Annotated in this window: 21 protein-coding genes; 11 read left to right on the forward strand and 10 right to left on the reverse strand. The window is 64.4% G+C overall.

The window, feature by feature from the left end; translation table 11 throughout:
* The first annotated feature begins 88 nt into the window (after positions 1-88).
* Positions 89-1,300: a tyrosine-type recombinase/integrase gene (locus ACEN8U_RS13615; protein ID WP_310104586.1), complete on the forward strand. Its 1,212-nt coding sequence runs from the start codon at positions 89-91 to the stop codon at positions 1,298-1,300.
* A 241-nt stretch (positions 1,301-1,541) separates the two neighbouring features.
* A complete protein-coding gene (locus ACEN8U_RS13620) occupies positions 1,542-1,703 on the forward strand; it encodes a hypothetical protein (protein ID WP_013590121.1) in 162 nt (53 codons plus the stop codon).
* A 102-nt stretch (positions 1,704-1,805) separates the two neighbouring features.
* Here ACEN8U_RS13620 and ACEN8U_RS13625 read toward each other — a convergent pair whose 3' ends face one another.
* Together ACEN8U_RS13625 and mdeB are read right to left on the reverse strand one after the other, a co-directional pair.
* Entirely contained in the window at positions 1,806-2,144 is a 339-nt protein-coding gene (locus ACEN8U_RS13625; RefSeq protein WP_013590120.1) for a hypothetical protein, read from the reverse strand.
* A 126-nt stretch (positions 2,145-2,270) separates the two neighbouring features.
* Positions 2,271-5,015: an alpha-ketoglutarate dehydrogenase gene (mdeB, locus tag ACEN8U_RS13630; protein ID WP_310104583.1), complete on the reverse strand. Its 2,745-nt coding sequence runs from the start codon at positions 5,013-5,015 to the stop codon at positions 2,271-2,273.
* A 151-nt stretch (positions 5,016-5,166) separates the two neighbouring features.
* On the opposite strand from mdeB, the gene ACEN8U_RS13635 reads away from it, so the two are divergent.
* Both ACEN8U_RS13635 and ACEN8U_RS13640 read left to right on the forward strand, forming a co-directional pair.
* Positions 5,167-5,694: an Lrp/AsnC family transcriptional regulator gene (locus ACEN8U_RS13635; protein WP_013590118.1), complete on the forward strand. Its 528-nt coding sequence runs from the start codon at positions 5,167-5,169 to the stop codon at positions 5,692-5,694.
* Between the two features lie 63 nt (positions 5,695-5,757).
* A complete protein-coding gene (locus ACEN8U_RS13640) occupies positions 5,758-6,183 on the forward strand; it encodes an HIT family protein (RefSeq protein ID WP_041746424.1) in 426 nt (141 codons plus the stop codon).
* Positions 6,184-6,247: 64 nt separating this feature from the next.
* On the opposite strand, the gene ACEN8U_RS13645 is transcribed toward ACEN8U_RS13640, so the two are convergent.
* Positions 6,248-6,460, reverse strand: a complete 213-nt coding sequence (locus ACEN8U_RS13645) for a hypothetical protein (RefSeq protein ID WP_374725903.1) — start codon at positions 6,458-6,460, stop codon at positions 6,248-6,250.
* Positions 6,461-6,925: 465 nt separating this feature from the next.
* Between ACEN8U_RS13645 and sap1 the strand changes: the two genes are divergently transcribed.
* Positions 6,926-7,264: a surface attachment protein Sap1 gene (gene sap1, locus ACEN8U_RS13650; RefSeq protein WP_013590115.1), complete on the forward strand. Its 339-nt coding sequence runs from the start codon at positions 6,926-6,928 to the stop codon at positions 7,262-7,264.
* Positions 7,265-7,546: 282 nt separating this feature from the next.
* Here the strand turns inward: sap1 and ACEN8U_RS13655 are convergent, their stop codons facing one another.
* From ACEN8U_RS13655 to ACEN8U_RS13675, 5 genes are all read right to left on the reverse strand, one after another.
* Positions 7,547-9,280 (reverse strand): IlvD/Edd family dehydratase, encoded by a 1,734-nt coding sequence (locus ACEN8U_RS13655; protein WP_310104577.1) that lies wholly within the window; start codon positions 9,278-9,280, stop codon positions 7,547-7,549.
* Positions 9,281-9,330: 50 nt separating this feature from the next.
* Positions 9,331-10,335: an L-arabinose ABC transporter permease AraH gene (gene araH, locus ACEN8U_RS13660; protein ID WP_013590113.1), complete on the reverse strand. Its 1,005-nt coding sequence runs from the start codon at positions 10,333-10,335 to the stop codon at positions 9,331-9,333.
* A gap of 96 nt (positions 10,336-10,431) precedes the next feature.
* A complete protein-coding gene (gene araG, locus ACEN8U_RS13665; RefSeq protein ID WP_015004131.1) occupies positions 10,432-11,991 on the reverse strand; it encodes an L-arabinose ABC transporter ATP-binding protein AraG in 1,560 nt (519 codons plus the stop codon).
* 115 nt (positions 11,992-12,106) lie between these two features.
* The gene (locus ACEN8U_RS13670) at positions 12,107-13,111 is read right to left on the reverse strand and encodes an arabinose ABC transporter substrate-binding protein (RefSeq protein WP_013590111.1); all 1,005 of its coding nucleotides are present in this window, start codon (positions 13,109-13,111) and stop codon (positions 12,107-12,109) included.
* 132 nt (positions 13,112-13,243) lie between these two features.
* The gene (locus ACEN8U_RS13675; RefSeq protein ID WP_310104574.1) at positions 13,244-14,692 is read right to left on the reverse strand and encodes an aldehyde dehydrogenase family protein; all 1,449 of its coding nucleotides are present in this window, start codon (positions 14,690-14,692) and stop codon (positions 13,244-13,246) included.
* A gap of 146 nt (positions 14,693-14,838) precedes the next feature.
* Here ACEN8U_RS13675 and ACEN8U_RS13680 point away from each other — a divergent pair, with 146 nt between their 5' ends.
* Together ACEN8U_RS13680 and ACEN8U_RS13685 are read left to right on the forward strand one after the other, a co-directional pair.
* Positions 14,839-15,816, forward strand: a complete 978-nt coding sequence (locus ACEN8U_RS13680; protein ID WP_310104571.1) for a LysR family transcriptional regulator — start codon at positions 14,839-14,841, stop codon at positions 15,814-15,816.
* 143 nt (positions 15,817-15,959) lie between these two features.
* Complete coding sequence (locus ACEN8U_RS13685; protein ID WP_041725319.1) at positions 15,960-16,514, forward strand: YaeQ family protein; 555 nt, start codon at positions 15,960-15,962, stop codon at positions 16,512-16,514.
* Positions 16,515-16,601: 87 nt separating this feature from the next.
* On the opposite strand, the gene ACEN8U_RS13690 is transcribed toward ACEN8U_RS13685, so the two are convergent.
* Entirely contained in the window at positions 16,602-17,027 is a 426-nt protein-coding gene (locus ACEN8U_RS13690; RefSeq protein ID WP_015004128.1) for a VOC family protein, read from the reverse strand.
* A gap of 431 nt (positions 17,028-17,458) precedes the next feature.
* On the opposite strand from ACEN8U_RS13690, the gene ada reads away from it, so the two are divergent.
* The 4 genes from ada (at position 17,459) to ACEN8U_RS13710 (ending at position 22,334) form a co-directional block, all read left to right on the forward strand.
* Positions 17,459-18,625: a bifunctional DNA-binding transcriptional regulator/O6-methylguanine-DNA methyltransferase Ada gene (gene ada / locus ACEN8U_RS13695; RefSeq protein WP_310104567.1), complete on the forward strand. Its 1,167-nt coding sequence runs from the start codon at positions 17,459-17,461 to the stop codon at positions 18,623-18,625.
* The gene (locus ACEN8U_RS13700) at positions 18,622-19,539 is read left to right on the forward strand and encodes a DNA-3-methyladenine glycosylase family protein (RefSeq protein WP_015004126.1); all 918 of its coding nucleotides are present in this window, start codon (positions 18,622-18,624) and stop codon (positions 19,537-19,539) included. The genes ada and ACEN8U_RS13700 overlap by 4 nt, the downstream gene beginning before the upstream one ends.
* Positions 19,540-19,926: 387 nt before the next feature.
* Complete coding sequence (gene gshA, locus ACEN8U_RS13705; RefSeq protein ID WP_310104562.1) at positions 19,927-21,543, forward strand: glutamate--cysteine ligase; 1,617 nt, start codon at positions 19,927-19,929, stop codon at positions 21,541-21,543.
* Positions 21,544-21,800: 257 nt separating this feature from the next.
* The gene (locus ACEN8U_RS13710) at positions 21,801-22,334 is read left to right on the forward strand and encodes a hypothetical protein (protein ID WP_041745924.1); all 534 of its coding nucleotides are present in this window, start codon (positions 21,801-21,803) and stop codon (positions 22,332-22,334) included.
* 16 nt (positions 22,335-22,350) lie between these two features.
* On the opposite strand, the gene ACEN8U_RS13715 is transcribed toward ACEN8U_RS13710, so the two are convergent.
* Positions 22,351-23,937 carry a DHA2 family efflux MFS transporter permease subunit gene (locus ACEN8U_RS13715; protein ID WP_015004123.1) on the reverse strand — a complete coding sequence of 529 codons (1,587 nt, stop codon included), beginning with the start codon at positions 23,935-23,937 and terminating at the stop codon, positions 22,351-22,353.
* Positions 23,938-23,952: the final 15 nt, after the last annotated feature.

The following is a 23,952-nucleotide window of genomic DNA, read 5'->3' on the forward strand; positions in this document are numbered from 1 at the left end:
GCATTTGTGAGCCATCACCGCGCCGCTTCATTGGTACACAAAGTGCAAACGGGTTAAACTCGCGCTGTCGCCTTCTACGCACCCGAGCATGCCCCGCCAAGCCGTCCCCCTCACCGAATCGCAAGTCCGCGCGCTCGAACCGCGCGCCGCCCGCTACAGCGTCGCCGACGGCAATGGCCTCGTCATCGAAGTCATGACCACCGGCACCAAGGTGTGGCGCTTCCGCTACTCGCTGAACGGCAAGCGCCAGCCGCTCGCGACCATCGGTGACTATCGGATGATTTCGCTGCGGGTCGCGCGAGCCAGGGCGCAGAAGTACGCCGAGCTGGTCGCGCAAGGCATTTCGCCGGTTGCGACCGCGCGTCGCGACCGCGGTGCCGAAGCGAAAGCCGACGTGCTGCGCGAAGCCGCCGAGCTCTACATGGCGACCGAAATGGCCGGCAAGTCGGACGAATATCGCCGCACCACGCGGCGCGCGCTCGACAAGGACGTGTTGCCCGCTATAGGCGGCTTGCCCGTCAAAAGCGTGACGGCCGAGCACGTGGTGGCCATTTGCGACAGCATCAAAAGCCGCGGCTCGCCGAAAATGGCGCTGCACACGCGCAATGTGATCAAGCGCCTCTACGAGTATCTGATCGCGCGCCAACTCGCGAGGGCCAATCCCGCCGAAGTCGTGCCGGCGCGCTCCATTGCGACCTTCGAGAGCCGCACGCGCGTGCTCTCCGGCGACGAAATCGGCGCGACGCTCCATGCAATCGACACCTCGAGCATTCGGCGCCCGCTCAAGATCGCGCTGCATCTGCTCGCGCTGACGATGGTGCGCAAGTCCGACCTCGTGGAATCGACGTGGGAGGAATTCGACCTCGAGAAGGCGTCGTGGCGCATTCCGGCCTCGCGTCTGAAGCAGGACACCGATCAGCTCGTCTACCTGCCGCAGCAGGCAGTCACGCTGCTGCGCGAGCTGCATCGCGCGCGAGCCGCCACGCGGTTCGTGTTTCCGAGCGTGCGAGGCGGCGACCGGCCGATCGCAAAGAGCACGCTCAACCAGGCCGTGAAGGCGCTCGGCCTCGACGTCGAGCATTTCGTTCTGCACGACTTCCGGCGAACGGCGTCGGTTCATCTGCGCGAGATGGCGCGGCACGCACAAGAGGACAAAAGTTCAGCGCAAACGCGACAACACGCGCGCCACGTGGAAGCCACAAGCGCTGCGGCCGAAGCGCGGCAAATCGCGCAGCGCTGGGCGGACTTCGTCGACGCCCAGCTTGACGCGGCGCGCAAGAGCGCGACTCGCGCAAGCTGAACTGGCCCAATGCCGGTCACGGCATCACAGCAGTGGCGGCGCCGCTTTTTAGGTACACAAAGGAATGCATGTGCATCACAAGCATTTGTAATTGCGGGAAAACCTAGCTCGTTCATAAGGTTACTAAAACACCGCCTAGAACCCAAAGCACCGCGCCAGGCCCTCGCTTCACGCCGCACTTTTATCCTGCAATCAATCGCCTACACTGGAGCAACGATGCAACCTTTCCAAGGAGGCGGCCATGTCCGAATCGTTGATCGCTTACCTGCTTGGACCGACCGTCATGGTGCTGGTCGGCGCGGCAATCTGGGCGACGTCCCGCTATCACCACAAGGCGGGATCACAAAAGCTCGAGCGCTGGCTCGACACGCATTACGCCGAGTGGCTGCACCACAGGCACTGAGCGGCAGCGCCAGGCGGCGCCTCAAATGAAAAGGCCGTCGCAGCAGGCGACGGCCTTTCTGTCTGTAGCGAGTAGCGCGCACACAAGGCGCGCGCCTCGCGCTTACCACCTCGGGTTCGGGTCCGCGTATTCATACTGCCGCGGCGGCGCTCCGCACGCCACATACGCGCGCTGGTACTGGTCATAGCAGTAGCCGGGCGGCGGGCCGTCGTAGGCCGGTGCCGGCTGATACGCGGGCTGCGCGTACACGGGTTGTGCATAAACAGGCTGCTGATAGGCCACGACCGGCGCGGGATTCAACACCGAGGTCACGACCGCGCCCAGCACCGCGCCGCCGATCAGCGCGCCGACCAGATCGCCGCCGTCATGGCCATGCGCCGACGCCTGTCCTGCGACGCTCAAGCTGCCCACCATCACCAAAGCCACTGCTAACTTTTTCATTGTCCGCTCCCGCCGTTGAGGCATGGAACGAATTGTCGGCGAGACGCGCGGAAATAGATGCTGCAAGTGGTAACGACGCATTACGGGTGTAACCGCCGCGGCGGCTGCGCGGTCACCGGCGGCGCATCAACGTTGCCACGACGCCGCCGGCACCGGCGCATCGCCGTAATACTTGCGGCGCGCGTCGCGCAGCACGTGCGCTTCTATTGCGCGCTCGTCCACCAGCGCTTTCAACGCGGCCATCACGATGGCCTTGTCGTCCACTTCGAAGAACTCGCGCAGCGCCCCGCGCGTATCGCTGCGGCCGAACCCGTCGGTGCCGAGCGTCACATAGCGGCGCGGCACGTACGCGCGAATCAGTTCGGGCACCGCGCGAACATAATCCGTGGCGGCAACCACGGGACCTTCAGTACCGCCAAGCATCCGCGTGACGTAAGGCACATGCTGCGGCTCGCCATAGCGGGCGAGCCGCTCGGCCGCCATGCCGTCGCGCTGCAGTTCGCTGAAGCTCGTCACGCTCCAGACCGCCGCGCCGATCTGCCAGTCGTCCCTGAGCATGCGCTGCGCCGCGAGCACCTCGCCGAGAATCGCGCCGGCGCCGAGCAGTTGAATCTGCGCCGCCGCTCGCTCGTCAGAACGAGCGGCGAGTGGATACAGGCCTTTGAGAATGCCTTCGCGCACGGCATCCACGTCGCCGCCCGGCGCGCCAGGCTGCGCGTAGTTCTCGTTCATCACCGTGACGTAATAGAACACGTCGCGCTGGCGCTCGCCCATCTCGCGCATGCCTTCGTCGACGATCACCGCGGCTTCATACGCGAACGCGGGGTCGTACGCGCGGCAATTCGGAATGGTCGATGCCGCCAGGTGGCTCGTGCCGTCCTGATGCTGCAAGCCCTCGCCGCCGAGCGTGGTCTTGCCCGACGTCGCGCCGATCAGGAAGCCGCGGGCGCGCTGGTCCGCCGCCGCCCAGATCAGGTCGCCGATGCGCTGAAAGCCGAACATCGAGTAGTAGATGTAGAACGGCAGCATCGGCAGGTCGTGCACGCTGTAGGACGTTGCCGCCGCGATCCACGACGACACCGCGCCCGCCTCCGAAATACCCTCCTCCAGAATCTGGCCCTGCGTATCTTCGCGGTAGTACAGCATCGAGCCGAGATCCTCGGGCTCGTACAACTGGCCAAGCGGCGAATAGATGCCGACCTGGCGGAACATGTTGGCCATGCCGAAGGTACGCGCCTCGTCGGCGACAATCGGCACGATGCGCGGGCCGAGCGCGGTGTCCTTGAGCAGCGCGGTCAGCATGCGCACGAGCGCCATCGTCGTGGACATCTCGCGGCCGTTGGCGTCCAGCGCGAACTGGCCCCAGGAGGACATCGGAGGGACGATCAGCCCCTCCGATGCAACTCTCCGCCTTCTGGGCAGATAGCCTCCGAGAGCGGCCCGGCGAGCATGCAGGTAGTGCATTTCCGGGCTGTCTTCCGCGGGTTTGTAAAACTTCAGCTGTTCGACGTCCGCGTCCGTGAGCGGCAGGCGGAAGCGGTCGCGAAACGCCTTGAGGTCGTCGTAGTCGAGCTTCTTCTGTTGATGCGTCGTCATGCGCCCCTGGCCCGCCGCGCCCATGCCGAAGCCCTTCATCGTTTTCGCGAGAATCACGGTCGGCTGGCCGCGATGCGCAAGCGCGCGGGCGTAGGCGGCGTGCAGTTTGCGCGCGTCGTGGCCGCCGCGCCGCAAGCGGTCGATATCTTCGTCGCTCAATTGCCCGGCGAGCGCGGCGAGTTCCGGATTCTGGCCGAAGAAACGCTCGCGGTTGTAGGCGCCGTCGTTAGCCGAGAAGGTCTGGAACTGGCCGTCGACGGTCTGCGCAAATGCGCGCAGCAAGGCGCCGCTGCGGTCGCGCGCAAACAGCGCGTCCCAGTCCGAACCCCAGATCACCTTGATCACGTTCCAGCCGGCGCCGGTGAAATGCGCCTCGAGTTCGTCGATGATGCGGCCGTTGCTGCGCACCGGGCCGTCCAGACGCTGCAAATTGCAGTTGATCACGAACACCAGGTTGTCGAGCCCTTCGCGCGCCGCGAGCGACAACGCGCCGGTCGACTCGGGTTCGTCCATCTCGCCGTCGCCGAAAAAGCCCCACACCTTGCGCCCTTGCGTGTGCGCGAGCCCGCGATTCGCGAGGTAGCGCATGAAGCGCGCCTGATAAATCGCGTTGATCGGGCCAATGCCCATCGAGCCGGTCGGAAACTGCCAGAAATCCGGCATCAGCCACGGATGCGGATACGAACACAGCCCGGGGCCGCCGATCTCGCGACGGTAATGCCGCAGGTTCTCCTCCGACAGAAAGCCTTCCAGATACGCTCGCGCATACACGCCCGGCGACGAGTGCGGCTGGAAGTACACGAGGTCGCCCGCGCCCTCGCCTGCTCCCGCGCCTTTTTCCGAAGCCGAGGCGCGAAAGAAATGGTTGAAGCCGACCTCGAACAGATCCGCCGCCGACGCATAGCTCGCAATATGCCCGCCGAGTTCGCCGTACGCCCTGTTCGCGCGCACCACCATCGCCAGCGCATTCCAGCGGAGCGCGGCCGCAAGCCGCTCTTCCAGCTCCAGATTGCCCGGATAGCGCGGCTCGTCCTCCGGCGCGATCGTGTTCCGGTACGGCGTCACGTTGTTGCGCGCCGCTTCGACGCCGAGCGAGACAGCATGGCTCGCCAGCCTGTCGAACAGAAACTGCGCGCGCTCGCGGCCCACGTGTTCGACAACGGCGTCCAGCGCCTCCAGCCACTCGGCGGTTTCCTGCGGATCGGCGTCCGCCGGCTCCGCACGCGCTGCACCGAGGGTCCGCCACTGCTCGCTACCGCTGGACAAATCCGTCATGACATCACTCCGTGTCGACGCGTTCGGTTCACAATCGAGTGAGTCAATGGTACTTGCGAGTCGGCAAAATGAGCGTCTCATTTGCTTGAGATGTTAGGCTGCGATAGGCTATTTGTTCCGGATTTCCCACCGCTCACAGAATATTTCGACTATGACCACGCCAACCCGGCGGCTTGACCGCATCGACATCGGCATCCTGAGCCAGTTGCAGCAGAACGCGCGCATCACCAATGCCGACCTGGCGCGCTCGGTGAATCTGTCGCCCACGCCGTGTTTTAACCGCGTGCGCGCGCTCGAAAAGCTCGGTCTCTTCAAGCAGCAGGTCACGCTGCTGAATCCGGAACCGCTTGGGCTGCGCATCAACGTGTTCATCCAGGTGAGTCTGGAAAAGCAGGTGGAAGATGCGCTGCAGCGCTTCGAGCAGGCCATTGCGGAGCGCCCCGAGGTGATGGAGTGCTATCTGATGACGGGCGACGCCGACTATCTGTTGCGCGTGGTGATGCCGGACATGCAAACGCTTGAGCGTTTTATCGTCGATCATTTGACGAAGATTCCCGGCATTTCCAACATCCGTTCGAGCTTTGCGCTGAAACAGGTGCGCTACAAGACGGCGCTGCCGCTGCCCGCGTCCGGATTGACGCTGACGGACCCGGACGATGTCGCGACCGACTGGCGCTAATGCGTCCTGCACGCCGCCCTCGTCTTGCGCAACCGCACGATCACTAATCAGGAGAAGAAAACGATGACCTACGACGACAGCAATCCGTTCGCGAAGATTCTGCGCGGCGAACTACCATGCATCAAGGTCGCGGAAAACGATGCAGCGCTCGCCTTCATGGATCTGATGCCGCAGGCCGACGGCCACGTGCTGGTCGTGCCGAAGGAGGCCGCCGCGGAGATTTTCGATTTGTCGGACGCGGCGACGGTGGCCTGCATGCGCATGACGCAAAAGCTCGCCATTGCGGTGCGCGCGGCGTTGCAACCGGACGGCGTATTCATCGGCCAGTTCAACGGCGCAGCGGCGGGCCAGACGGTGCCGCACGTGCACTTTCACGTGATTCCGCGTTGGGAAGGCCAGCCGCTGCGCCTGCATGCCCGCGAGGTCGCCGACGCGGACACGCTCGAAGCGCTGGCCAAACGCATCCGAGCGCACTGGCGCGCAGATTGACGGACTGCGCTCAGGCACTCGCATGCGGCGCGCCGGTGTATCGCGTCAAGCACACACGCGCCGCTTACAGCCGATGCCGCGAACGACGCAGCGGATGGCGCCAGTCGAGCCGCCGCGGCTTTGCATGCAGCGGACGCATGTCGTGCAAATGGCGGTGTTCCTGCCACAATTCGTCGGAGAAAAGAAACGCGACGATCAGCAGCGGAAGGACAAGAAAAACGCCCAATATCACGTTCTCGATCACGGTGGCCTCCGTTTGCTCGAGCATGGAATCCATTCTAGAGCACCGCACGTACCCGCACTGCCGGCCAGCGCGCATTAACCTGTGCCCACCACATAGAACGTGACCTGGCATTGTTTATCTTCTGCATCTGCCGCGTTAATTCGCGTCGTGCGTGCGACGATATGAACGACTTTGTGTGCAATGCACCAAGCGCATTTCCGATTGTAGTAAATCGCTTAAATCGACTATCGCGTTTACGCTAATGCGGGCCGCAAACCGTTACTGGTGAAAGCGGTGCCCATGCCCGGTCGTTTAGTTATCCGTTGCACTTTCGCCGCTTTTTCCTGCTGCCTAAGGTTTAGGCACGTGCGGCGCGCGGTGCGACAATTCGCCGCTGTTGCAACCGCACACAAGATGTGCTTGTTGTTCTGCGGCGTTCTCCTAAAGTGCAAGTTGCGGGTTAGACGATGGAGTTAAATACATAGCTAACCTGAGCATTTGGCCCGCACCGGAGGAACTATGAAAACTCGACTCGCCCTTGTTTTCGCCATTGCAAGTCTGGCTGCCGCAACCGTTCAGGCGCAAGACGTCGTGATCAAGCCGCAGCAAACCATTCAGTTCAAGGCCAACTCGTATGGCTGCCTGTCGAAAGACAAGCTCGACGCCGTCGACCAGCACGCGCAAGCCGGTGAACAGCAGAAAATGCAGGAGTTCTTCTCCGGATACCAATGCGTTTCCACGCCGGAGAATTCGAGCTTCCGCGTGGTGCGCGTGGTCGGTCACGACTTCGAGTTCGTGAATGCCGGCAATAGCGACACGCAAGGCCTCTGGGCAAACGACCGATTCATCAAGCAATAAGCTTTTCGCGCTTCGGCTTTAACGCGTCGTCAAGCACGCTTCCGATAATACGCGGGAGCGCAGTGCGAACATGCGCATTCTCCGGCTTTAGATACCGGAGACGGCAAGCTTGCGATTAAAAAAATCGGCGAGACACGGTTAGGTGTAGCGTCGATTTTTATTTTGCGCAGCGAGATAACACACGAAGCGAAAAAAAACCGATGCGGCCTATCATCCGCATCGGCAGTACGCCTTCTCGCAAAGCGCAGAAACACGTTTTATCTGGTCGACCCGCTCGCGTCATCAGTGAGAATCGCGCGGCACCGGCGCGCCGCTCGAACCGACCAGGAAGTCGAGGTCCGCACCCTGATCCGCCTGCAGCACGTGCTCGACGTAGAGCTTGTAGTAGCCGCGCTTGGGCGACTCGGGCGCCTGCCACGCTGCGCGCCGGCGCTCGAGCTCCTCGTCGCCCACTTCGAGGTGCAGACGCCGCGCCTCCACGTCGAGTTCGATCATGTCGCCGGTTTGCACCAGGGCGAGCGGGCCGCCCGCGGCCGCTTCCGGCGACACGTGCAGCACCACCGCGCCGTACGCGGTACCGCTCATGCGTCCGTCGGAAATGCGCACCATGTCCGTAATGCCTTTTTGCAGCACCTTCTTCGGCAGCGGCATGTTGCCCACTTCGGCGAAGCCCGGATAGCCCTTCGGTCCGGCGCCCTTCAACACCATGATGCAGTTTTCGTCGATGTCGAGCGACTCGTCGTCGATCTTCGCGTGCAGTTCCTCGATGTTCTCGAACACCACCGCACGGCCGCGATGCTTCAGCAATTCCGCAGTGGCCGCCGACGGCTTGATCACCGCGCCGTTCGGCGCGAGATTACCCTTCAGCACGGCAATGCCCGCCTTCGCCTTGAACGGCTCGGCGAACGTGGTGATGACTTTCTCGTCGTAATTCGGGGCATTGCGCACGTTGTCCCAGATCGTCTTGCCGTTGACCGTCAACGCTTCACGATGCAGCAGACCCTGTTCGCCGAGTTGCTTGAGCACCGCCGGCAACCCGCCCGCGTAGTAGAAATCTTCCATCAGGTATTCGCCCGACGGCTGCAGGTTCACGAGACACGGCACGTTGGAGCCAAGCTCCCAGTCTTCCAGCGAAAGCTCCACGCCGATGCGCTTGGCCAGCGCGATCAGGTGCACGACCGCATTCGTCGAGCCGCCAATCGCCGCGTTCGTGCGGATCGCGTTTTCGAACGCCTGGCGCGTCAGGATCTTGTCCATCGTCAGATCCTCGCGGACCATGTCGACAATGCGCCGGCCGGCCATATGCGCGAGCACCTGACGGCGCGCGTCGACCGCCGGAATGGCCGCGTTGTGCGGCAAACCCATGCCGAGCGATTCGACCATCGAAGCCATCGTGGAAGCCGTGCCCATTGTCATGCAGTGGCCACGCGAGCGGTTCATGCACGACTCGGCCTCGGTGAATTCCTCCTGCGTCATCGTGCCGGCGCGCACTTCCTCCGACATCTGCCAGACGCCCGTGCCCGAGCCGATATGCTTGCCGCGAAAGCGCCCGTTCAGCATCGGTCCGCCCGACACGGCGAGCGCCGGCAGATTGCAGGACGCCGCGCCCATCAGCAGCGCGGGCGTCGTTTTATCGCAGCCGACGAGCAGAATGACGCCGTCCATCGGATTGCCGCGGATCGATTCCTCGACATCCATCGAAGCGAGGTTGCGAAACAGCATGGCCGTCGGCCGCAGATTCGTTTCGCCGAGCGACATCACTGGGAATTCGAGCGGCAGGCCGCCGGCCTCGTGCACGCCTTTTTTCACATACTCGGCGAGTTCGCGGAAATGCGCGTTGCAAGGCGTGAGTTCGGACCACGTATTGCAGATGCCGATCACCGGGCGTCCGTCGAATTCGTCGTGCGGAATGCCCTGGTTTTTCATCCACGAGCGATGCAGAAACCCGTCGCGGTCCTTGAGGCCAAACCACGCCTGGCTGCGCAGCGGCTTTTTAGTCTGGTTGGAATCAGCCATGAAATCTCCTGTTGGCAAACGTGTAGAGCGGGGCGCGCAATCGGAATGCTTTAGTGCACGCGCTTGCTGCGGCGGAACTGGTCGAACAGCACCGCGAGCAGCAGAATCCCGCCGCGAATCAGGTATTGATAGAAAGTCGGCACATTCATCAGGCTCATCGCGTCCTGCACCGAGCCCATGATCAGCACGCCCACCAGCACGCCGGAAATCGTCGCGACGCCGCCCGTCAGCGACACGCCGCCGAGCACGCACGCGGAAATCACGCCGAGCTCCAGGCCGACCGACGTTTTCGGATCGCCGAGACTCATACGCGACGCAAGCATCACGCCCGCAAAACCGGTAACGAGACCTTGCAGCACGAACACCGTGATCTTGATGCGGGTGACGGGCAGGCCTGCGAGCAGCGCCGCCTCGCTATTGCCGCCGACGGCCAGCACGTTCTTGCCGAACACGGTTTTCTTCAGCAGAAAACCGAACAGCACGAAGCCGATGATGTTGCTCCAGATCGGATACGAAATGCCGAGGAACGAGCCGCCGCCGAGGTCGAAAAATCGTTCTTCGGAGATCATCACCGCGTCGCCGCTCGACGTGATGTACGCGAGGCCGCGCACGACTTCCATCATCGCAAGCGTGACGATCAGCGAGTTGATCTTGTAGCGCGCCACGAGCACGCCGTTCACGAGCCCGACCACGCCGCCCGCGACCACACCCGCGGCCACGCCGAGCAGCACGCTATGCGTGGCCGTAATGAGCGTCGACGCCACCACGCCCGCGAACGCCACGATCGAGGCGACCGACAGATCCACTTCGCCGAGCGCGAGCACGAACATCATCGTCACGGAGATCGAACCGATCAGCGTGACGGAAAGCAGCAGGCCCTGAATGTTTCGCGAGCTGAGGAAGTCGGGCACGGTGAACGACAGCACCGCGAACAGGATGACGAACACCATCACGATGCCGGACTTGTTGATCAGATCCCACGTGCGCGCGGCGCGCGCGCTCAGGCCCGCCGAGGCGACGGCCGGCGTGGAGGATTCGGTTGAAGGTGTATTCATGATGTGTGTTCCGTTTCAATGCCGCGGTTTCGGTTCAGCGGCGCCATTCAGTTGCGTTCGGTTCGGCCCGCGATGGGCGAAGGCGAGCCGGCATGTCTAGCGGGGCAGGGCGAGCTTGATGAGCGCGTCGGGCGTGGCCTGCGCTTTCGGCAGGTCGCCGACGAGGCGTCCTTCCTTCATCACGATCACGCGATCCGTCACGCCGATCACTTCCGCCAGGTCGCTCGACACCACGATCACCGTGCGGCCCGCTTCGGCGAGTCCATACAGCAGCCCGTAAATTTCACTGCGCGCGCCGACGTCAATGCCGCGCGTAGGCTCGTCCATCAGAAACACGTCGATCTCTTCGGCGAGCCAGCGCGACAGGATCACCTTCTGCTGATTGCCGCCCGAGAGCGTGCCGATCGGCGTCTCGCCATTGCGTGTCTTGATGGCGAGCTTGCCGATGAACTCCTTCGCGGTCTGCGCTTCCTTGCGGCCGTTGAGCACGTTGAAACGGCTGAAATGCCGGCGGCAGCTGATATTGAGGTTGTCGGATACCGAAGCGATCGAGACAATGCCTTCCTGCTTGCGATCTTCGGGACAGAGTGCGACGCCCGCGCGCACCGCGTCGCGCGGCGTGGCAAAGCGCACCGGCTTGCCTTTGAGCGTGATTTCGCCGGCGGTCGGCTTCACCGCGCCGTAGATGAGCTTCATCAACTCGGAGCGCCCCGCGCCCACGAGCCCGAAGAAGCCCACAATTTCGCCCTTGCGCGCGGAAAAAGTGGCGGGCTCGCGCAGGCCCGGACCCATGACGCCTTTCACATCGAGCTGCACGTCGCCGAGTTCGCGCGTGCGATAGCCGTACACGTCCGCGATAGAACGGCCCACCATGCAGCTGATCAAACGATCGCGGTCGAGGCCCGCGCCTGCGTCGAACGTATCGATGCGGCGGCCGTCGCGGAACACGGTCACGCGGTCGCACAACTCGTAGACCTCGTCCATGCGATGCGTGACGTAGATGATCGCGCGGCCTTCGGCCCGCAACGCGCGAATGATCCGGAACAGTTGCGTGGTCTCGCGCGACGACAGCGAACTGGTCGGTTCGTCGAACGCGATCACGCGCGCGTCGCGCATCAGCGCCTTGCCGATCTCGATCATCTGCCGCTGACCGATGGACAGATTCTTCACCTGCTGCGACGGGTCGATTTTTTCGCCGAGCCGTTCGAGCTCGTGCAGCGCGCGCGCCGCCAGCGTCTTTTCGTCCAGCACACCGAAGCGATTGGGCAGCGCGCCGAGCATCAGGTTTTCCGCGACCGTCAGCTCGGGCACGAGATGCAGTTCCTGATAGATGATCGCGACGCCCGCCGCAATGGCCGCTTTCGTCGTCGTGAACTGCTGCTCGACGCCGCCGAGCGACAGCGTGCCCGCAGCCGGCTGATTGACGCCGGAGAGCACTTTCAGCAGCGTCGATTTGCCGGCGCCGTTTTCGCCCATCAGGCCATGCACTTCGCCGGGCCGCACTTCGAGCGACACCTGGTCGAGTGCGAGCACGCCGGGAAAACGCACGGTAATGCCGTCGAGTTGCAGATACGGCTCGGTGGACGCGAGCGCAGGCGAGGGCGCTTGCACCGGCTCGGCAGTGCCGGCGGAAGACGCAGTGTGTGAGGACATCATCAAAAAACCTCAGTGGTGAACAGGCTGTGCGGGCCGCTCCCGCTTCACGCGAGATGCGAATGCGCGATCTGGCGAACTGCGGCGCGGCCCGCCGCGTGCGAAAGCGAAACGCGGCTTAAATACCGAGTTCCTTGCGCACGTCCTGCCAGTTGCTGCGCACCATCAACTTGCCGGTGGTTTGCGTGTCGGCCGGCGGCTGCTTGCCGTTCTTGATCCACTCGACGAGGTTTTCCGTGCTCTCGCGGCCATGCATCGTCGAGCTGACGGCGATCGTGCCGTAGAAGCCGGTCGGCTCCTTCTTCTGGAACTCGGCAAAGGCTTCGCCCGCGCCGTTGATGCCGACACCGATCACGTCCGCCGCCGGAATATGCAGCTGCTCGGTCGCGCGCACGCCGCCCAGCACGCTTTCCTCGTTCAGCGCGAAGATCACCCACTTCTTGATGTTCGGATGCTGCGCGAGCACTGGCGACGATGCGTTGAAGCCGCCTTCGTCGTCGGTCGTCTTTTGCGGCGCGTCGAAAATGTTCTCTTTCTTGAAGCCGCCGGCGAGCAGCGTTTGCGTCGCGCCGTCGGTGCGCAGCTTCGCGGTCGGCAGCTCGTAGTTCGTGATGCGCAGCGCGCCGACTTCTTCCGGCTTCCAGCCGCGGCGCTTCATTTCGTCGCTGATCGCCTGGCCGACCTGGTTGCCGATCTTGAACGCGGACATGCCGAGGTGCGGCACGTTGGCGAGCGGCTTGCCGCTGGAATCGACCAGTTGGTCGTCCACCGTCACGAACTTCATGTTGTAGCGCTTGGCGCGCGCCTGAATTGCCGGTCCGAGGCGCACGTCGGGCGCGCAGATCACGAAACCCTTTGCGCCTTGCGCGCCGAGATTGTCGATGGCGGACAGCACTTTTTCACCGTCCGGCGTGCCGATGTTCACCACCGAAAAACCGTCCTTCTGGCCGAGCGCGGTCGCGGCTTTCTGTTCGTTGATGAACCACGCCTGTTCCGGCATCTTCACGAGGAAGCCGACTTTGAGCGGCTGGTCGGCATGGGCGGAAAGCTGCATCGCGAAGGGCGCGGCAAGGGTGGCCGCGGCAATCGCGGTCAGCGTCAAACGGCGAAGCTTGCTGGTCATGTCTGTCTCCTGAGGTTGAAAAGCTGCATTGATTTCATTTATGTGCAGCGAGGCGATACACGGCGTTAGCCGGGACTTGAAAAGCGGGTGAATGGATCGATGCCGGCGGCGATGTGCATGTGCATCACCGGCTCAGCTCGCGACGTAAGCCGTTTTCACGGCCGTCCAGAACGCCGCGTCGGTCGAGCCGTACGCGGACGCCTTGCGCCCGCCGCCCGGCGCGTGATGCTCGACTGCCGTGGTCGGCAGATTGATCGTGACGAGGCCGCTGTGCACATGACGGCGGAAATGCCGCGCGCGAGAGAGCGAGCGCGTGCAGATGCCGGCGCACAGGCCATAGGCGCTGTCGTTCGCCAGATGCAGCGCGTGCTCGTAATCGTCGGCGCGCAGCACGACCGCGAGCGGCCCGAAGATTTCGTCGCGCGCAATCCGCTGTTCGGCTTCGCCCGCGAACAACGCGGGCTCGAAGAAGTAGCCGCGCGTCGCGCGTTCGAGGCGCCGGCCGCCGTGCAGCAGCTGCGCGCCTTCCTGCGCGGCGATGCGCACATAGTCGAGGTTGCGCTCGAGCTGCGCGGCGTTCGCGACCGGGCCCATGTCGGTGCCGTGCTTGAGCGCGTGGTCGACGGTGAGCTGGGCGAGCCTTGCCCGCAGCGCATCGACAAACGGCTCATACATCGCGCGTTCGACGATCAACCGCGCCGCCGCCGTGCTGCGCTGGCCGGTCGAGCCATAGGCGCCGGTCAACGCCGCATCGACGGCAATGTCGAGGTCGGCGTCGGCCAGCACGACGAACGGATTCTTGCCGCCCATCTCCAGCTGCACGCGCGCCTGCCGGGCCGCGGCGGCCTGCAGCACACGCGTGCCGGTTTCCGCCGAGCCGCTGAAACTGACACCCGCGACAAGCGGATGCGCGACGATCCGCGCGCCGACCTGGCGGCCGCTGCCCATCACGAGATTGAACACGCCCGCCGGCAGACCCGCGCGGCTCACAATGGATGCAAGCGCCGCCGCGCAAGCCGGCGTGGACTCGGCCGGCTTGAAGACGACGCAATTCCCATGCGCCAGCGCCGCGCCGATCCTGGCCGCGGCAATCGCGAGCGGCGCGCTCCACGGCGCGATGATGCCGACCACGCCGAGCGGCTCGCGCGTCATGTCGATTTCGACGCCCGCGCGCGCCGAGGCGACCGGCTCCGAGTACGCGCGCTGAGCATCGGCGGCGAGCAGCTTGAACGTCTGGCCCGCGCGGGTGGCTTCCGCGAGCGCCTCGGGCAAGGTCTTGCCGACTTCGCGCGCAAGCAGACGGCCGAGCTCGTCGCGGCGCGCGAGCATTTCGCTGCCGATTGCGTCCAGCGCGTCTGCGCGGCGCTGACCGGAGCTCAGCGACCATTCGTCGAACGCCGCGTTGGCGGCTTCAATCGCACTGTCGGTCTGGCGCACGTCGGCGCGCACATATTCGCCGACCGGGTCGTCCAGATCTGACGGATTCAGCGAAACGCCCGTGGTCGCGCCCGTCTCCCAGCCGCCATTGATGTAATGGCGCAGCGGGCTGGCAACGAGCGGGACGAGCGGATCGCGGTTCATCGACGGAAGGGCGTCACGTGAGATGCATGAAAGTCCACGAATGGTATGAGCGGGGGCAATAACTTTCCAATCCCTTTTTGAGCTATCCCGATAACAATTCCGGTATGGCATCATTCAGCCAACGACAAAGACGCTGGAGACAGGCCATGACGCGTAGCTACTCGAACTGGTTCGTGCGGGCGCGGCTGAAGACGCGGCAATTGCTGCTGCTTGCCGCCATGGAAGAAGAGGGCAACGTGCGGCGCGCCGCCGACGTGCTCGGCATGACGCAGCCGGCGGCCTCGCGGCTCCTTAAGGAGCTGGAAGACATGCTGGGCGTGAGCCTTTTCGATCGCACGCCGCACGGCATGCACGCAACGCTGTACGGCGAGGTGATGATCCGCCACGCGCGCATGGTGCTCTCTAACCTGAGCCACGCGCACGACGAAATCTCGGCGCTGCGCGCGGGGCTTGCGGGACAGGTGCGAATTGGCGTGATTGCGGCGGCGGCGGCGACCATGGTGCCGCGCGCGATCGCGAGCGTGAAGGAGCGCTATCCGCAATTGCAAATGTGGGCGGAAGTCGAAACCTCCGACGTGATGCTGCCGCGGCTCGCCGAGGGTGAGCTGGACATCATGATCGGCCGGGTGCTGGAGCGGCAGAACCAGTTCAAGACCGAAGTCCGCTATGAGCCGCTCGCCGACGAGCCGCTGTGCGTTGTCGCGCGGCCGGGCCATCCGCTCGAAAACGAGACCGGGCTGACCTTGCGCGGCATCGTCAACGCGAGCTGGGTGCTGCATCCGCCCGGCAGCGTGCTGCGGCATCGGTTCGATCTGATGTTTTCGCAAATCGGCCTGAATCCGCCGCAAAACGTGGTGAATACCAACAACTTCCTCGCGATTTCCAGCCTGCTGCTACAGAGCGACATGTTGGCGGTTTTGCCGAACGAAGTGGCGGGTCAGTACCAACAGTACGGTGTATTGAAGCGTCTGCCGATCGATTTACCGTGCAGGATGGACACTTTCGGTATCATCACGCGCCAGTCGCACCTCTTGTCGCCGGCGGCTTCCGTCGTACTGGAGGCGCTGCGGGAGGCGGCCGGCGAGGTCTACGGCGCGCCGTCGGAAGCGGCCGTGGCTCGATAAATGCTCCTTCCCGTGTATAAGGCAGACGCCTCGGAGCGCGGGAGGGACCCGATATGTATAACAAGCACGGAAAACGGCAGCGCGCCGTCGACGACTCATTTTCCGTTCGCTCCGGTGGGGCGAGCGTCTGGTTCAGCAACGGCATGGCTCTCAAATCGACGATTTACAAGGCGGAACTGCAGATCGCCAACATGGACCGGCACTATTACGCCGATCATTCACTCACCATCGCGCGTCATCCGTCGGAAACGGACGAGCGGATGATGGTGCGCGTCGCCGCGTTCGCGCTCTTCGCGCAGGAACGGCTCGAATTCTGCAAGGGCTTGTCGGACGTGGACGAGCCGGATCTCTGGCAAAAGGACCTGACGGGCGCCATCGAAACCTGGATCGAGGTCGGCCAGCCGGACGAGCGGCGCATCGCCAAGGCGAGCGGCCGCTCCAACGACGTGGTCGTGATCGCCTACGGCGGCCGGACTTCGGATATCTGGTGGCAGGGCGTGCGCAACAAGGTCGAGCGCATGCGCAATGTGACGGTGTGGTCGCTCGGCGAAAATGTGGCGGCGGAGCTCGGCTCGCTCGCGGAACGCACGATGCGCCTGCAATGCACGGTGCAGGACGGCGAAGCGTGGCTCGGCAGCGCCGAGGCCGACGCGGTCAAGATCGACTGGACGGTGTTGAAGGCGCCCGCCAACGCCTGAGTTGCGGCGTCTGGGCTATGGCCCCGAGCCTGAGCCGCGGAAGCCTGAGCTTCGCCCATGCGACTTACCCAGACCCGCGCGAGACGGTCACAGCGACGTCACGCGCGCGGCCTCCGGTGGCCCCTTCAATTCGACCATGTTGCCCTCCGGGTCGAACAGATACAGCGACGGCCCATAGCCGTCCGCGCCATAACGCACCCCTTCTTCGCCGAGACGCGCGCCGTGTGCGGCGAGGTGCGCCTTGAGCGCTTCGGCGTCGAATGGTTCGACGCGCAGACACACGTGATCCATGTTGCGCGCTGCGCCGGGCGACCCGTTCTCCGGCCGGTCGATCTTCGCGCCCACCTGCAGCAGGTCGATCAGCGAGCGCCCCGCGCGCAATTGCGTGAGACCAAGCTCGCGCTGCTCCTTCTCGAGACTGCAACCGAGCACGTCGCAGTAAAAGCGCGCCATGGCGTCGACATTGGCCGCCCGGATCACCACATGATCGATCTCGCGGATATGAATCTTCATATTGGAAGGCCTCCTGAGGCTGGCATTCTGACGGTGAACAGCCAGTTTAGGAGAAAGCGGGGCCGGCGTTGACGGAGCCGGAATCGGCCGGACGAACCAAATGTACAGACGAAAAAAAGCCCGCTCTATGTGGAGCGGGCTGAATCCATATCAGGAGGAGACATGGAGGAGACAGGTACTAATATACACACGCGCTTGGTGCGACGCAATAACTTTTTAGGGGAAAACCCGACATCGTGGAAATTTGTCGCAGGTTGGGGCAAAACGACCCGTTGGCGGGCGCGCAGGGCCACTTCCTGGACGCCTCAGGGCTACCCGCTGCCTACGAGGAAGCGCAATGACACAGCAAGATCCGGAGCGTACCGTGTCGGGATGCGGCCTACATTGGTGAGCATGGAATAAGCTCATCGACAGCACTATCGGACATCATCATGAACCGCACGCCTCATCCCACAGAAACCGACACGACCCGCCGCAGCGCCGCCTGGCGTTCCGACGACGAACGCTGGGAAGCCGTCACGCGCCGCGATCCGCTCGCGGACGGCGCTTTCTTCTACGGCGTGACGACCACGGGCGTGTTTTGCCGGCCGTCGTGCGCATCGCGCCAGCCGCGTCGTGAGAACGTGGCCTTTTTCGCCGATGCCGCCGCGGCCCGCGCCGCCGGCTTTCGCGACTGCAAGCGCTGTCAGCCGGGCGGCTTGCCGCGCGAACTCGATATCGTCAACCGCGCGTGCGCCGCGCTCGACGCCGATCCGCAGCAGCGCCTTACGCTCGCGCAATTGAGCGACGCCGTGCATGTCAGCCCGTTCCACCTGCAGCGGCTGTTCAAGCGAGTGGTGGGCGTGTCGCCGCGTCAATATCAGGCCGCGCGGCGCGGCGCTGCGTTGCGCGATGCGCTCAGAAGCGGCGCTGACGTCACGCGCGCCACGCTGGACGCCGGCTTTAATTCGCCTTCGCGGATGTACGACAGCGCGTCCGCGGAATTGGGCATGGCGCCCTCCGAATACCGCCGCAAGGGCGCGGGGCTGACCGTGCGCTACGCGAGCGCGCCGACCTCGCTCGGCTTCGTGCTGGTGGCCGCGACGGAGAAAGGCATCTGCAAGATCGGTTTCGCCGACGACACCGCTTGTCTGATCGACGAACTGCGCGGCGAACTGGCCAATGCGGAACTGCTCGAGGACGGCGAGCGGCTCGCACCGTTCATCGCGCAGATCGACGCCTATTTGCGCGGCACGCGTCAGCAGGTCGAGCTGCCGCTGGACATCGCGGCGACGGCCTTTCGCCAGCGGGTGTGGGACGCGCTGCGGCGCATTCCCTACGGCGAAACGCGCAGCTATTCGGAGATTGCCGAAGCCGTCGGTGCGCCGCGCGCCGTGCGTGCCGTGGCCAGCGCGTGCGCGAACAATCCGGTTGCGCTCGCCATTCCGTGTCATCGCGTGGTGCAAAAGGGCGGGGCGCTCGCCGGCTATCGTTGGGGCTTGCCGCGCAAGGTCGCGCTGCTCGACGCCGAGGCGCAGCACGCCCAGCACGTTTGCGCCGACGATGCCGGCACCGCTTCCATCTCAACCCTCGCCACCAAACTGGATCACGCTGCGTGAGCACGCTCGACGACGTCACCTCCCTTGAACTCCCCTATAAACCGCCGTTCGACTGGCCGCGCCTGTTGCGCTTCTTCGGCGGACGCGCAACGCCCGGCGTGGAAGCCGTGGAAGACGGCGCATACCGCCGCGCGATCGAATGGGCCGGCGAGAGCGGCACGCTGAGCGTGCGCCCGCACCCGCGCAAGCGTTGTCTGGTGGCGAGCCTCGAAGGCCCGGTCAGCCGTCACGCCGGCGCGCTCGCCGCGCCGATTGCGAAAATGTTCGACCTGAAGGCCGACCCGAAGAAGATCGGCGCGGCCCTCGCCGAGGACCCCTGGCTCGCGCCGCTCGTCGAGGCGGCGCCCGGACTGCGCGTGCCCGGCGCGTGGTCCGGCTTCGAACTAGTGGTGCGCGCGATCGTCGGCCAGCAGATCAGTGTGAAGGGCGCGACCACCATCATCGGACGATTGGTCCAGCGGGCGGGCGAGCGTATCGAAGGGCATGCGCATGAGAACACCGCGTGGCGCTTTCCCACGCCTGAAGCGTTGGCGCGCGCCGACCTCGCGCAGATCGGCATGCCTGGCAAACGCGTCGCCGCGCTGCAAGGATTTGCGCACGCTGTCGCGAGCGGCGACGTGCCGCTCGACAGCGCCGCCGCTGACGCCAACACGCTGCGCGCCGCATTGCTCGCGCTGCCGGGCATCGGCCCCTGGACCGTCGAATATGTGGCGATGCGTGCGTGGCGCGATCCCGACGCGTGGCCCGCGTGGGACCTCGTGCTGATGCAGTCGATCTGTGCGCGCGACCCGTCGCTCGTGCGGCCCACGCAGCAGCGCACCCGCACCGACGCGTGGCGCCCGTGGCGCGCTTATGCGGCCATGCATCTGTGGAACGAGGTGGCGGACCGAGCCGGGGCCGCACGCGGCGGTTAGGCGCACCGGCGGCTGATATCGAGCCCTTTGACGAAAAGCGACGCCGTGCCGAGGCCTGAAGCCTGAAGCCTGAAGGCCGAAGCCGGAAGCCGGAAGCCCGAAGCGCGAAGCGCGAAGCCCGGCACGCTACTGAACCTCCGGCTGGCGAAACGTCCAGAATAAATGCCCGGAATAACCTGGAAACCGTGTGGCCAAATCCGCACTTGCGGCGGGCAAACACACGTGCCGGCGGCCCGCAAACGCCCGCTGAAGCGGCCTCAAGCAGGCGCGGTGGCGAGATGTTAAAGTGCCCGCTACTGAAAATTTTGCCGAACGTTGTCGACCGCACGGGGCTGCCAGCCGGCAGCCGCGCGGCACATGGCGGCCGACAACGCCCGACCCGCATCAATGCCAAACACGACCTCATCCCGCACGACCGACGCGTTTTCGCACCGCCTGTCCGTGCTCACTTCCGGGCCGCAGCGCGAAGCGCTGCTGCGCGGCCTGCGCGGCATAGAAAGAGAAAGCCTGCGCGTCACGCATGCGGGCCAGCTCGCGTTGACGCCTCACCCACGCGCGCTGGGTTCGGCGCTGACGCATCCGTCGCTGACCACCGACTATTCGGAAGCGCTGCTCGAACTGATCACGCCCGCTGAGCACGACGTCGCGCTGACGCTCGAGAAACTGGATACGCTGCATCGTTTCGTCTATGCGGAACTCGGCGACGAGATTCTGTGGAACAACTCCATGCCGGGGCTGTTGCCCGACACCGACGAAGGCATTCCCATTGCGAACTACGGCACGTCGAATATAGGCAAGCTGAAGTACGTATACCGCGTCGGCCTCGCGCTGCGCTATGGCCGCACGATGCAATGCATCGCGGGCATTCACTACAACTATTCGCTGAACGAAGAAGTGTGGCGGCTCCTGCACGCGGACCAGCAATCCACCGCGAGCGCCGTCGATTTTCAGTCCGACCGTTATCTCGCGCTGATCCGCAATTTCCGCCGCACCAACTGGCTGCTGATGTATCTGTTCGGCGCGTCGCCCGCGCTCGACCGCCGCTTTTTGCGCGACCGCAAACACACGCTCGACACTTTCGACGCCGACACCTTGTACCGCCCGTATGCGACGAGTCTGCGCATGAGCGACCTCGGCTACTCGAACACCACCGCGCAAGCCGCGCTGCACGCCGACTACGACACGCTGCCCGGCTATCTCGACGCGCTCGCCAAAGCCGTGAGCCAGCCGTATCCCGCGTATGAGGCGATCGGCACGCAGCGCGACGGCGAGTGGGTGCAGATCAACACGAATGTGCTGCAGATCGAAAACGAGTTTTACTCGACGATCCGTCCGAAGCGCGTGACTTATCCCGGCGAGCGTCCGCTGCATGCGCTCGCCGCGCGCGGCGTGCAATACGTCGAGGTGCGCTGCATGGACATCGATCCGTTCGAGCCGGTCGGCATTTCGCTGGAGACGTCGCGCTTTCTCGACGCCTACCTGCTCGTGTGCGCGCTCGACGACAGCGCGCCGCTGCCGCCGCCCGCGTATTGCGAAGCCAATCAGAACTTCGCGCGCGTCACGACGGAAGGGCGCAAGCCCGGCCTGGAACTGGTCCGCGACGGCCAGGCTGTGGCGATGACCGAATGGGCCGACGAACTGTTCGCAAAGATCGACGCCGCGGCAGCCGCGCTCGACGCGCTGCACGGCGGCGACGCGCACGCGCGCTCCGTTGCCGTGCAGCGGGCGAAGCTGGCCGATCCGTCGCTGACGCCGTCCGCACGTGTGCTGCAGACGATGCGCGACAAGCAGCAAAGCTTCCTCGAATTCGGTCTTGAGCAGAGCGAGGCGCACGCGGCGTATTTCCGCGCGCATCCGCTCGACGCGGGCACGGCGAAAGCGTTCGCGGATCTTGCCGCGCAGTCGCTAGAGGAACAGGCGAAGCTGGAGCGCGAGGAGATCGGCTCGTTCGATGCGTTCGTCGCGGCTTATCGGGCGTATACGTTGAACCGGTTCAGCGTGTGAGTGCAGCTCGGGCTCATTTGCGGCCCGCTTGCGGCTCATTTGCGGCTCATTTGCGGCAAGACAGTAAAGCGGCTCCCCGAGCCGCTTTTTTATTGCCTGCTGCACCTCGCGGTAACGACTACGCAGAACGTCGGCGAACCGCGGCCTCGTCGGCAAATTATTCGCGCCTTTCCACGTTTCTCTGATCCAGACGAAACACGCTCCGCGCAAGACGGTCCAAACTTTCATGACACGTTAGCGAGAGGGAGATCAACGTGATGAATAAAGGTCTGTTGCCCACATTGCGCGACGCCAGCGTCGCCATCGCGGCCATTGCGGCCATGGCCGCGGCCGGATGCTCGACGCAGGGACAGGTCGATCCCGACGTCATGCAGATTGCAACCACGCCGCTCACCTGCTCGAACAAGGCTGAGTGCGACCTCTGGTGGCAGCGCGCGCAAACATGGGTGACCAGCCATTCGAAATACAAGGTCGAAGCCGCCACCGACACGCTGATCCAGACCGCCGGCCCCGACGGCGGCAAGCGCGCGCTCGCGTATCAGATCACCCGCACGCCCAATCCCGACGGCACTGCGACAATCGGCTTTGCTGCGCATTGCGACGGATCGCTCGGCTGCAAGCCGAACCCGTGGGAAGCGGGCGCCGACTTCAAGCAGTACGTGCGCGGCACAGCGGCCGGCACACAAGGAAACGACGCGAAACCGTCGCAGCCGGCGTCCGCCGCCCTGCACCCGGAGGCGCAGCAAGGACAGTCGGCCACGCCGTCGGCCGGCGCGGCAGCCAGTCAGTAAGCAGCGCCCGGCGCGCTCAGTGCCCCATTGAAGGACCCACGCCCTTGCGCGGTTTCGTGATCCACACGAGCACGGCGAGCACGAGGAAGGCCGCGCACGAAATGCGGAAAAAGTCGTTGGTGGCCAGCATATAAGCCTGCGCGGTCACCACCTGGTTCAGCTGCGCGGTGATGCTGTCGCCGGAAAGACCCACACCGGCCAGCGCATTCGTGTACGCGTTGGTGTTCGCGGTGTACACGTTGACGTTATCGACCAGCAGAGCGTGATGGCGAATGGTGTCGTTTTCCCAGTAAGTCGTGCTGATTGCGGTGCCGATCGCGCCGGACAGCGTCCGGAAAAAGTTCGACAGGCCGGATGCGCTCGCGAGCCGTTCGTCCGGCACGCTCGATAACGTAATGGTCGTCATCGGCACGAAGAAGCAGGCCACGCCGATGCCTTGCACGAGGCGCGGCCAGATCACGTGGTTGAACGGCACATCAAGCGTGAAGGTGGAATTCCACAGCGACACGAATGCAAACACGATGAAGGCGAAGCTCGCAATGACGCGCAGGTTCAGCCGGTGCATGTTCTTGCCGATCAGCGGCGAAAGGAACAGCGCAAGTATGCCGACCGGCGCGGTGGCAAGACCCGCGAGGCCGGCGGTGTAGCCCATCACGGTCTGCAGCCACAGCGGAAAAATCACCACCGAGCCGAAGAAAGCCATAAAGCCGAACGAGATAATGACCACGCCGAGCGCGAAGTTGCGGTCCTTGAAGAGCGACAGATCGACGACGGGCTCTTTCTCGGTCATCTCCCACACCAGCATGAATGCAATCGAGATCACCGCGATGACCGCGAGCGTCACGATGAACGTGGAGTTGAACCAGTCGCGATCCTTGCCGAGGTCGAGCACCATCTGCAGGCACGCCACGCCGATCACGAGCAAGGAAAGGCCGACCGCGTCGATGCGCTGCTGCGTGGTCTTCGTTTCGCGCCCGCGCAGCAGCACGAACGCGCAGCCCGCGGAAAAAAGGCCGATGGGCACATTAATGTAGAAGATCCACGGCCACGTGTAGTTGTCCGTGATGTAGCCGCCCATCACAGGCCCGAAGATCGGCGCGCAGATCACGGTCATCGCCCATAGTCCCAACGCGAGCCCGCGTTTCTCCGGCGGATAGGAGCGCATCAGAATAGTCTGCGAGAGCGGCACCATCGGCCCGGACACGAGCCCTTGCGCGAGCCGGAAGACGATCAGCGACTCAAAGTTCTGCGCAAAACCGCACAGCGCGGAGGCGATCGTAAAGAGCAGCACGGACAGCGTGAAGAGCCGCACTTCGCCGACGCGCCGCGCAAGCCAGCCGGTGAGCGGCACGGCGATCGCCGAGGCCACCGAATACGACGAGATCACCCACGTTCCCTGGCTCGTGGCGACGCCGAGACTGCCGGAAATAGTCGGCACGGCGACGTTCGCAATCGACGTGTCCAGCACCTCCATGAAGGTGCCGAGCGCCAGTCCGACGGTCAGCAGCGCGAGCGCGCCGCCCGTCAGCGGGGCGGGCTCGGCCGCAGGCGGCGTGGCCGGTTGTGCTGCGGGTTCAGCAGCGTTGGTAGCCGTAGCGGCCATGGTTGTTCTCCTCAG

Source organism: Paraburkholderia phenoliruptrix (assembly GCF_047325075.1).
Lineage (GTDB): Bacteria > Pseudomonadota > Gammaproteobacteria > Burkholderiales > Burkholderiaceae > Paraburkholderia > Paraburkholderia phenoliruptrix.